Origin of the sequence: Paenirhizobium daejeonense (assembly GCF_014280875.1) — a bacterium.
Lineage (GTDB): Bacteria > Pseudomonadota > Alphaproteobacteria > Rhizobiales > Rhizobiaceae > Allorhizobium > Allorhizobium daejeonense.
Map to the genome: position 1 here is coordinate 130,779 of NZ_JACLAL010000011.1, position 10,506 is coordinate 141,284.

Sequence of the window (10,506 nt, forward strand, 5' to 3'; positions counted from 1 at the left end):
CGACAGGGTCGCGATCACGAGGAGCCGACCGGCACAGCGGCTTCCGGCATGCCTTGGACCGTAACAACAAACGGACACAAAACGTCGATTGTGCAAGTGAACGCTTGATCTGAAAAGAGGCAGGGGGCGGCTCCGCATCCCCATGCCTCCTTTTGCGCCTTTACTGGGCGGCCTTGATCTTGCCAACGTCCTCGGCGCTCATCTCGCCGACCGTCGTCACCTCACCATTGGTAATCTTCCAGAGGCGGAACGGGCCCGTTATATCGCCATACTGATCGAAGCTGACCGGACCGATGACGCCTTCATACTTGATCGGCTTGCCTTCCTTGATCAGCGCCAGCGCCCTGGCGAATTCTTCCTTGCCGGCATGAATGGGTGTGCCACCGTCGGCGACCACGGCGGGCATTGCGGCCTTGATGGCAGCGGCATCAGCCTTACCAGCCTTGGCGATGGCAAGCGCCACGATCGCGCCTGCGTCATAGGAGCGGTCGGCTGCCGGAGCGGATGCGGAAATACCGCCGGAGAAGGCTTCATAGTTGGCGTTGAAATATTCCGTCGATGCCGTCGGGCTGGTGCCCGAAGAGGTGCCATAGGCATTCTCGAGATACTGCGCGCCGACGCTTTCGATGAAGTCCTTGGAGTTCATGCCGTCGTTCAGCAGGAAGGTCTGCTTGCCGCCGCCCGAGATCCAGGCGCGTGCGATAGTGGCACCGTCAACCGGCGTGCTGACGAGATAGAGCGCATCCGGATCACCCGCCATGGCGGCACTCGCCTCGGAAGTGTAGCTCGACTGCTTCTCGTTGTAGGGTGTGGTCGAGGTGATGGTGCCGCCGAGCTTTTCGTAAGCCGTGGCGAACTCCTTCACCATATTGACGCCGAAGTCGTTGTTGACGTTGATGATGGCGATCTTCTTCAGGCCCTGGTCGATTGCGTATTTCGCAGCCGCCGTGCCCTGCAGGGCATCCGAGGTGATGGTGCGGAAGAACACGCCATTGGTCTTGCCTTCGCGGCCAAGCGACGTCAGCGTCGGCGAGGACGAAGCGGGCGAAACCTGCACGACGCCGGCCGGCGCCGTGACCGAAGTCAGGATCGGGATCGACACCGACGAAATGATGCCGCCGATGATGACCGGCACCTTCTTGATGTTGACGAGCTGCGTCGCCTGATCGACGGCAACGTTACCCTGGCTCTGGCTGTCGCGCGTATCGGCCACAATGTTGCAGCCATCGACGCCACCGGCCTCGTTGAAATCACGGAAAGCCATGGCGACCGACTTGGCGCCGGCCTGACCGTATTCACCAGCCGGGCCGGTCAGTTCCATCACGAGACCGACGGTGATATCGCAATCGGCTGCAAAAGTCGGTGCGGTGGAGGCAGCAAGCGCTGCGACCACGGCTGAAAGCAGAAGTGAAGTCCTCATTGTTATTCCCCTTTGTTGAGATTGTATTTCATGATGCTGCCGTGGCGACCTTCCCGGTCCCGCTCGAGCGTGTAGACGTCCCCTTCGAGCGGCGAGGCCTCGGACAATACTTTATCGATCTCGGCCCGATCGGTATCGGTCAGCCGGATGTCGGAAATCGCAAGATTTGAAGCCAGATGCTCGCGGTTGCGCGCGCCGACGATCACTGCGGCAACGCCAGGCCGGGTCAGCATGGCCGCACTTGCGACGGTGGCGATATCCACTTCGTGACGGTCCGCGATTCTCCTCAAGGTCGACAGAAGCGCCTGAAACAGGTCCCAGCCGCCGATATCGTCGATGATCAGCTTGTATTTGGTGAGCGACCGGTTTTCGAGCGGATGTTCCGGCTCGGCCTTGCCGAGCCAGCGGTCGCCAAGGAACCCGCCCGCAACCGTGCCGTAGCAGAACAGCGCGAAATTCTTCTCCGCCGCAAGCTGTACCATCCGCTTTTCCGGACGCCGGTCGAGCAGCGAATACTGGAGCTGCAGCGATGTGAGGGGAACGCCGGCGGCAATGATCGCCTCGACATGATCGCTGTCGAAATTGGTGGCGCTGACCTTGTCGATCTTGCCGGCCTGCTGCAGTTCCCTCAGCCAGCCGGCAGTCTCCAGCCAGCCGTCGATGTCATAGGCCCACCAGTGGAACTGGACCAGATCGAGCCGCTCGAGATTGAGCCGCTTGCAGGAGGTGTCGATAACGCCCTCGACATAGGCCTTGCTGATCGTCGGAAGAATAGTGAGGTCTGGCACGAACTTGGTATGCACCCGGATACGCGATAGCGCCTCCTGTCCACGCAGGTCCGCATAACGCAGCCGGAAGCGACCGATCAGTTCCTCCACGCCGGTGTAGATATCTGCGCAGTCAAAAGTGGTAATGCCGGCATCGGCGAAGGCGACCATGTCATCCACCGCCCCCTCGGCATTGATCGGCCCATGGCCGCCGGCCATCTGCCAACCGCCGCGGATGACCCGCGATATCTCGTAGTCGGGTGCAATGGTGATACGTTGCATGTCTTTTTGCCTATTCGTCATTCACGGGAGGCGTCCTGTCCACGACAGGCGCCGGGTCTGCTGAAGGATTGAGGGGAACCGCAGTGGTCGCCGCATGGCTGAAACGGCGCAGGCCCGTTCGCCTGATCCGAAGCCGGGTCGAGCAATTCGGGTCCGGACACGCGATCTCGGCATCCGTGGTCATCCAGTCATGGGCATTGGTCGGCCGCTGCTTGGCCGCGAGAAGCGGCAACACCGAGGAGAGCGAGTAGATCGAAATGCCCTGCCCGGGCGGCAGATACAGCATCTCGCCATGCAGTTCGAAATGATCGCCCGGCCTGGCCCCGCAATAGACGGCGCCGCCTTCGGGGATGATCACATCCACACGCAGATCGAAAAGATCGAAGCCGTCGTCCGTCTCAGCCATGATCCGCTGCTTTCTCGTCCTGATCGAGCCGACCGCGAATGAGATCGAAGGAACGGCTGATATCATTGGTCAGCGACTGCAGGGCGGAAACCGGATCGCGCCGTTCCAGCGCATCGATCAGTGCCCAGTGATGGTCGGTCGCAGCCAGCCCGCCGTGCTCGTCATGGATATGCGCCGCCTTGCGGATAATCGCCCCGGATTGCAGCCACAGGCTTTCGACGATGGGGATCATCACTGCCGACCGCGCGGCGCGGTAGATGTGAAAATGGAACCGCTGGTTAAACTCGGAGGTGACCTGTCCGATGTCCTTGCCATGCCGCTCGAAGGCCGCGTCGCAATCGATGTTGATCTGCTTGAGGATCTTGAAATCCTCATGCGTCAAATTGGGCAGGGCGAGCGCCACAAGCTGCCCTTCGATGAGGATGCGCGCACGGGCAAGGTCATCCAGCCGTTCGCGGGTAATCAGCGGCACGCGCACCGAACGGTTCGGCAATGCCTCGAGCGCCTGTTCGGAGACCAGACGCCCCAGCGCCTCGCGCACCGGCATGGTGCTGGTCTGGAGACGCTCGGCGAGATCAACGATACGCAACACGTCACCTGCATCGAACATGCCATTGATCAAGGACCGACGAAGCTGGTTATAGACGCGCTCGTGCAGCGTCTCGCGTCCGACGGGCGACAAAGCGCCGCGACCGGCCAGACCGTCACCGCTTTCCTGCGGCTGTCGCGCATGGGCCGTCATCAACTTCCTCCGCTTCAACCTGCTTTTTCGGGTTGCTTTTCCTCGGGCAGTAAAGTTTGATCAAACATCACGCATCAAATCAAGAACCTTTCTTTCGCCCATGTCTCCGCCTCTGACAAATTCAGTCGATATCCACCCCCGGCCCTCAGGAGCAGTCATCGACGCGCGCAATCTGGTCAAGCGTTTCGACGGCATGACGGCGGTCTCCGGCATGTCGCTGACGCTTGGTGCCGGCGAGATGGTCGGGTTGATCGGCCCGAACGGCGCGGGCAAGACGACGCTCTTCAATCTGATCGCCGGCTCGCTGAAACCCACCTCCGGTGAAATCTGGATCGCCGGCCGCGACGTGTCGCAGGACAGCCCGGAACGGCGCATTGCAAGCGGCGTCGGACGCACCTTCCAGATCCCGCGACCCTTTCTGGAAATGAGCGTGCTGGACAATGTGCTGACCGGCGCTCAGGCACAGGATGGCGAGCGACTGATCACCAATTTCCTCCGCCCCGGCCATGTGCACCGGCAAGAAAAGGCCGCGATCGAAAAAGCGCGCGCGCTTCTGGAATTCGTCACGCTTTCCGGGCTGGAAAGCCAGCCGGCCAGGGTGCTTTCCGGCGGCCAGCGGAAACTCCTGGAACTCGCCCGTATCCTGATGGCCGATCCTGCCGCGATCCTGCTCGATGAACCCGCCGCCGGCGTCAATCCCGCCCTTCTCGAGACGATCATGGAGCGGGTGACGGCACTCAACGCACAGGGCAAGTCGATCCTGCTGATCGAACACAACATGGATATGGTCTCAAGGCTCTGTACCCGCGTGGTGGCCATGGCGCTCGGCAAGCCGCTGGCCGAAGGCTCTCCCGCTGATGTCGCCGCCAACCCCGCCGTGATCGAAGCCTATCTCGGAGGGACTATATGACGCCCCCCGCCTCACAGACACCTGCCCTGCAAACGCAGGCCCTGGTCGCCGGCTACGAACCCGACCTGCCGATCGTGCGCGGAGTCGATCTTTCCGTCGCACCGGGGGAACTGCTGGTTCTTCTCGGGCCGAACGGCGCAGGCAAATCAACGCTGGTGAAAGCGATTGCCGGCGTGGTGCCCATCCATTCCGGCAGCGTGACGCTTGCCGGTCGTGACATCACCCGCATTCCCACCCATCGCAAGATCGCCGAAGGTCTCGCCTTCGTGCCGCAGACGGAAAACATTTTCGCGACGCTCTCCATTCACGAAAACCTGCAGATCGCGGCAGCCGTGCTGCCGAAGCCTGTCCGGTCCGAAAAGATCGCCGCCCTCTACGAACGCTTCCCCGATCTTGCCGCCAAGCCCTCACGGCAGGCCGGCACCCTGTCCGGCGGCCAGCGGCAGATGCTCGCCGTCGCTCGCGCTCTGATCGTCGATCCGCCAGTGATCGTTCTCGACGAACCCTCCGCGGGTCTTTCACCAAAGATCGTCTCGGAGGTCTTCGAGATGCTCCAGCAGATCAACGCAACGGGCGTCACGGTCGTTCTGGTCGAACAGAACGTCAAGGCGGCGCTGGCGATTGCCAGCCGGGCAGTCGTCCTCGTCGAAGGACGCATCCGTCATGAGGGTGTTGCCGCCGACCTGCTCGGCGACCCGCTCATCGCCAAACTCTATCTCGGCACCGGCCACTCACCGGACCACTCCCAAGAGGCAGAGCATCCATGAACCCGCAGTTTGTGATGGATGGCCTGATCGCAGGCGCAATGATCGGCCTCGGCGCCATCGGCGTGACGCTGACCTATTCGATCCTGCGCTTTGCCAATTTCGCCCACGGAGAGCTTTTGTCCTGGGGCGCCTATCTCGCCATGGCGGTCAGCGGCGCTCTCGGCCTGTTATCGACCGGGCTATTGAAACCGATCGGCCCCTTCTCGTTCGGCTGGTCGCTTCCGCTGGCAGCCGTTCTCGCGATCCTATTGACCGGGCTTCTGGCGCTCGTGGTCGATGCGCTCCTGTTCGGCCAGCTGCGCAAACGCGGCAGCGCCGTGATCATTCTGGTCATGGCGAGTTTCGGCGCATCCCTTGCGCTGCGCAGCCTTCTCGAATTCATCTTCACCTCAAAGCCGGCCTATTACACCAAGGCGCTGCAGATCGCGGTGCAGCTCGGTGGAGGTCTGCGGGCAACGCCGGATCAGCTTCTTTCGCTTGGCGTCACGCTGGTCGCTGTCATCGTCATCCACCTGATGATGACGAGAACCGGGATCGGCCGCTCGATGCGGGCTGTCAGCGAGAACCCCGCGCTTTCAGGCATTGCCGGCATCGACGTGCGCAAAGTCATCATGGTGGTCTGGTTTCTGGGTGCGGCCCTTGCCTGTATCGCCGGCATCATGACCGGGCTGCTGGTGCAGATCCGCCCCTATCTCGGCCATGACCTGCTGCTGCCGCTCTTCGCCGCAGCCATTCTCGGCGGTATCGGCAGCGTGCCAGGCGCCATGCTCGCCGGTCTGATCGTCGGACTTTCCGAAGCCGCCGCCGTGCAACTGGTCGGGGCAGAATGGCGCGCCGCCGTCTCCTTCGTCATCCTCGTCGTGGTCCTGCTGGTCCGGCCGCGCGGCCTGTTCGGGAGAGCGGCATGAGTGTCGATATCATCGCCTACGGCGCCTTCTTCCTGACCATGGCGCTGACCTATTCCATCATGTGCCTCGGTCTCAACGTCCAGTGGGGCCAGACAGGCCTGTTCAATGTCGGTATCGCCGCTTTCGTCGCTATCGGCGCCTATGTCTCGGCATTGCTGACCACGCCCGAAACACCCGACCGCTTTGGCGGCTTCGACCTCCCGATTGCCATAGGCTGGCTTGGCGGAGCCCTGGCTGCCGGTCTGGCTGCGTGGCTCGTCGGAGCGCTGACGATAAGGCTTCGATCTGATTATCTTGCCATCGCCACCTTCGGCGTGGCGGTCTCGGTCCAGCTCTGCGTATTGAATATCCAGCCGCTCACCGGCGGCGCTTTCGGCATTGGCTTCATACCCCGCCCCTTCGCAAGCCTCGCCGACAATCCGCTGGGCTTCGGCCTTGCAAATCTCGCGCTGGTGGCAGGGGTCGTGCTTGCACTTTATCTCGCGCTAGAACACCTCGCCAAAAGCCCGTGGGGCCGCGTGTTGCGTGCGATCCGAGAGGATGAAACGGCGGCACAGGCGCTTGGCAAGCGCCCGATCCGCTTCCGCCTGCAGGCATTCACCATCGGCGGGGCGATCATGGGTCTGGCGGGTGCGGTGCAGGGACATTTCATCGGCTTCATCGCACCGGACAACTATCTGCCCATCCTGACCTTCCAGGTCTGGGCCATGCTGATCGTAGGCGGTTCCGGGAACAATCGCGGAGCGATCCTCGGCGCCATCCTCGTCTGGGGCCTCTGGGCGCTTTCGGCCGCGGCAGTATCCGCCTTCGTTCCGCCCGAACAGCAGGCGCGTGCCGCGTCGCTGCAGATCGTCGCCATCGGCATCGGTCTTTGCCTCATTCTGCTTCTGCGTCCTCGTGGTATTCTCGGCGAAGGCCGGTCTTCGGCCACCGGACGCACCCCAATGAAATCCAAGGCCAAATTCAAGGCCAGATCCTAGGAATGACTACCATGAGCCAGTCGCCCGAACGCATCGCGCTCACCAGCAATCTCTCGATCAGCCGACTCGTCTGCGGTCTGTGGCAGGTCGCCGATATCGAGAAGAACGGCGAGATCATCGATCCGGAAACCGGTGCCGATGCCTTGCAGGCCTATGCACAGGCCGGCTTCGACACCTTCGACATGGCCGATCATTATGGCTCGGCCGAGGGGATCACCGGCCGGCTGCTCTCCCGTTATCCGGGCACGTCCAACCGCCCTACCGCCTTCACCAAATGGTGCCCGGAGCCGGGGCCGATGACCCGCGATGTCGTGCGCCGGGGCGTGGAAGAGAGGCTACAGCGGCTCGCCGTCGACAAGATTGATCTCCTGCAATTCCACTGGTGGACATTCGAGCACCCGGCCTGGCTGGACGCCTTGCACGAAATGCAGCGCATGCGCGAGGAAGGCCTGATCGAAGCTTTGGGCCTCACCAATTTCGACGCCGCGCATCTTGCCGTGGCACTTGCCGACGGCATCGAGATCGCCACCAACCAGGTGTCGTTCTCGCTTGTCGACCGCCGGGCAGCAGGCGCGCTTTCGGATCTCTGCGCCAAGAGCGGCGTCAAGCTGCTCGCCTATGGAACGCTTTCCGGTGGCTTTCTCTCGGAGAAGTGGCTTGGTAAGCCGGAACCAACCGAGATTACCGACTGGAGCCGGTCGAAATACAAGCGTTTCATCGATACAGCCGGCGGCTGGGCTGCATTTCAGGGCATCCTTGAAGCCGCGGACAGCATCGCGAAAAAGCACGGTGTTTCGATCTCCAATGTCGCGAGCCGCTGGGTTCTCGAGCATGAAGCGGTCGCCGCCACTATCATCGGCGCGCGACTGGGCGAAAGCGAACACCGCGACGACAATCTGAAGGTCTTTTCCTTCGCCCTCGACGGCGAGGATCACACCTTGCTCGACGAAGCCTTTGCCGCCACCAGCCCCATCCCCGGCGATTGCGGTGACGAATACCGCAAGCCACCCTTCCTCACGGCCTCGGGCGACCTCAGCCATCACCTCGACGCCATTCCGTCAATATACTCCGCCGAGCCCGTTCCGGGACGCAACGGCAGGCTCCGGGTATCTTCCGGTAGCGTGTGGGAACCCATTGCCGGCTACAGCCGCGCGGTCAGGATCGGCAATCGGATTCTCGTATCTGGCACCACGGCTACCCATGGGACCGACCGTTGCGTGGCACCCGGAAACCCAGGCGCACAGACGACATATATTCTCGACAAGATCGCGGCCTCCATCTCCGCGTTGGGCGGCACCATCGATGACGTGGTCCGCACCCGCGTCTATCTGCGCGATGCAAACCAATGGGAACCGGTTTCTCGCGCCCATGGTCGCATCTTCTCAGAGGTCCTGCCCGCCAATACCCTGATTGAAGCGGGCAATCTGATCGGCGATTACGAAGTGGAAATCGAGGCCGAAGCGGTTTGTGACTGACGACCGTACGGATCTCGTCAAGATCCTCTCGCCTGCTCGGCCATGGGGCCATGGGGCCATGAGGCCATGAGGGTGCCGACATAATCTAAGGATAGCCATCGACGTCCGCTCGGTTCCATAGCCATAGACAATGATGCGGGGACGTTAGCGATCGTGCCAAGACAAGTATCAAGTTCTCGCGTGCCCCATAGAACGGAGATTGATGTGTAGGTGGCTACAGCCAAGCCTTCCCGCACGAAAATCATTCATGATACCTCTGTCTCCCTCTTTGATCGACGTCGTGCGCCTGCGACGTCAGGAGGCGATGCCACCCCATACCGATCGGGTGGCTGCATTCATAGACGGCAGACATGTGGCTGCGACGGTAGGAATGCCGATAAAACAGGCCCAAAACGGCCCGTTATCTGGGTGACGCGGGGTGGAGCAGTGAATAGCCCCGAGTTTCCTAGACACCCTCGGGTTACGTTTTCTGCTGTTTCTCGAACTCGACGGTCGACAGCATCCCGTTGCTGACGTGCTTGCGTTTAGGGTTGTAGAACATTTCGATATAGTCGAACACGTCCTGGCGAGCTTCATCGCGTGAACGGTAGACCTTGTGACGGATCCGCTCCCGCTTCAGAAGATTGAAGAAGCTCTCAGCCACCGCGTTGTCGTGGCAGTTTCCCCGACGGCTCATCCCCAGCCCGGCAGGCGATACGAAGTATCGCCGAGAGGGGAGTGAACCAGATTGTGGTGCTTGAGGAACGAGGCCCAGTCCATGCTGGTGAACTGCGAGCCTTGATCCGAATGGATCAGCACCTCGTTCTTCGGCTTGCGCCTCCAGACTGCCATGAGCAGCGCCTGCAACACGACGTCGGTAGTTTGACGGCTCTGCATTGCCCAGCCGATCACCCGGCGGGAATAAAGATCGATGACGACGGCCAGATAAGCAAAGCCCTCGCAGGTCCGGATATATGTGATGTCCGTGACCCATGCCCTGTCCGCAGCCTCGACGTCGAACTGCCGGTCGAGCGTATTGTCGACCACGACGGAGGGGCGGCCGCCATATTTGCCGGGACGGCGTTTGTAACCGATCTCAGCCTTGATCCCGGCAAGCCTTGTCAGACGTGCGACGCGGTTCGGGCAGCACATCTCTCCCTGATCGAGCAGATCGTCATGAAGCTTGCGATAGCCATAGACCTTGCCGCTCTCTTCCCAAGCCCGAACCAGGAGATCGGTCTGTCGTTTGTCTTCGCTGGCCCGTTTGCTCAACGGGCTCTTCAGCCAGGCGTAGAACCCGCTCGGGTGGATGTGGAGCAGCCGACACATCGTCCGCACCGAGAACCGCAGGCGATGCAGGGCTATAAATGCGTACTTCACTTTGCATCCCTGGCGAAGTACGCGGCCGCTTTTTTTAGGTTGTCGCGCTCCTCGGTGACGCGAGTCAGCTCTCTCTTCAGCCGCCTGATCTCCTCGGCCTCGTCGCTAGACTTGGCGTTCGACGTGCCGAACTTCTTCTTCCACTCGTACAGTGAATGCTGGCTGACCCCGAGACGCTGCGAAACCTCTGCAACCGGATAGCCCCGCTCGGTGATCTGACGCACCGCGTCGCGTTTGAAATCTTCCGTGAAATTGCCTTTGCACATGTAGGCCTCCTGCCTCAATTCAGGAAAGAAGGCGTCTACAAATCTAGGGGCTATTCAGTCAGAGCAGTCTCAGGTCATCAGGTGGGATGGTTTGTTGGCCGTTGGGAGGCCGGTCAAATTCTGACGAGTTTGATGTAGAGAGGAGATTTGGATTTATTATGTGGAATTTGGTTGCGGGGGCAGGATTTGAACCTGCGGCCTTCAGGTTATGAGCCTGACGAGCT

9 protein-coding genes and 1 pseudogene are annotated in these 10,506 nt (G+C 61.3%); 5 read left to right on the forward strand and 5 right to left on the reverse strand.

Going from position 1 to position 10,506, the window contains the following annotated elements:
* Positions 1–160 precede the first annotated feature (160 nt).
* The 4 genes from H4I99_RS22105 to H4I99_RS22120 are packed head-to-tail and all read right to left on the reverse strand — an operon-like array spanning position 161 to position 3,617.
* The gene (locus H4I99_RS22105) at positions 161–1,420 is read right to left on the reverse strand and encodes an ABC transporter substrate-binding protein (RefSeq protein ID WP_163901554.1); all 1,260 of its coding nucleotides are present in this window, start codon (positions 1,418–1,420) and stop codon (positions 161–163) included.
* Between the two features lie 2 nt (positions 1,421–1,422).
* The gene (locus tag H4I99_RS22110) at positions 1,423–2,469 is read right to left on the reverse strand and encodes an aldo/keto reductase (protein ID WP_163901556.1); all 1,047 of its coding nucleotides are present in this window, start codon (positions 2,467–2,469) and stop codon (positions 1,423–1,425) included.
* 10 nt (positions 2,470–2,479) lie between these two features.
* A complete protein-coding gene (locus H4I99_RS22115) occupies positions 2,480–2,875 on the reverse strand; it encodes a TIGR04076 family protein (RefSeq protein WP_163901558.1) in 396 nt (131 codons plus the stop codon).
* The gene (locus H4I99_RS22120) at positions 2,868–3,617 is read right to left on the reverse strand and encodes a GntR family transcriptional regulator (protein WP_163901560.1); all 750 of its coding nucleotides are present in this window, start codon (positions 3,615–3,617) and stop codon (positions 2,868–2,870) included. Before H4I99_RS22120 ends, H4I99_RS22115 begins: the two co-directional genes overlap by 8 nt.
* 100 nt (positions 3,618–3,717) lie before the next feature.
* On the opposite strand from H4I99_RS22120, the gene H4I99_RS22125 reads away from it, so the two are divergent.
* The 5 genes from H4I99_RS22125 to H4I99_RS22145 are packed head-to-tail and all read left to right on the forward strand — an operon-like array spanning position 3,718 to position 8,657.
* A complete protein-coding gene (locus H4I99_RS22125; RefSeq protein ID WP_163901562.1) occupies positions 3,718–4,527 on the forward strand; it encodes an ABC transporter ATP-binding protein in 810 nt (269 codons plus the stop codon).
* On the forward strand, positions 4,524–5,294 hold the full coding sequence (locus H4I99_RS22130; RefSeq protein ID WP_163901564.1) for an ABC transporter ATP-binding protein: 771 nt from the start codon (positions 4,524–4,526) through the stop codon (positions 5,292–5,294). The genes H4I99_RS22125 and H4I99_RS22130 overlap by 4 nt, the downstream gene beginning before the upstream one ends.
* On the forward strand, positions 5,291–6,202 hold the full coding sequence (locus tag H4I99_RS22135; protein ID WP_163901567.1) for a branched-chain amino acid ABC transporter permease: 912 nt from the start codon (positions 5,291–5,293) through the stop codon (positions 6,200–6,202). The genes H4I99_RS22130 and H4I99_RS22135 overlap by 4 nt, the downstream gene beginning before the upstream one ends.
* Positions 6,199–7,182 carry a branched-chain amino acid ABC transporter permease gene (locus tag H4I99_RS22140; protein ID WP_163901568.1) on the forward strand — a complete coding sequence of 328 codons (984 nt, stop codon included), beginning with the start codon at positions 6,199–6,201 and terminating at the stop codon, positions 7,180–7,182. The genes H4I99_RS22135 and H4I99_RS22140 overlap by 4 nt, the downstream gene beginning before the upstream one ends.
* An 11-nt stretch (positions 7,183–7,193) precedes the next feature.
* Positions 7,194–8,657, forward strand: a complete 1,464-nt coding sequence (locus H4I99_RS22145; protein ID WP_425314405.1) for an aldo/keto reductase — start codon at positions 7,194–7,196, stop codon at positions 8,655–8,657.
* Between the two features lie 460 nt (positions 8,658–9,117).
* Here the strand turns inward: H4I99_RS22145 and H4I99_RS22150 are convergent.
* A pseudogene (locus tag H4I99_RS22150) lies at positions 9,118–10,282 on the reverse strand (IS3 family transposase).
* Positions 10,283–10,506 lie beyond the last annotated feature (224 nt).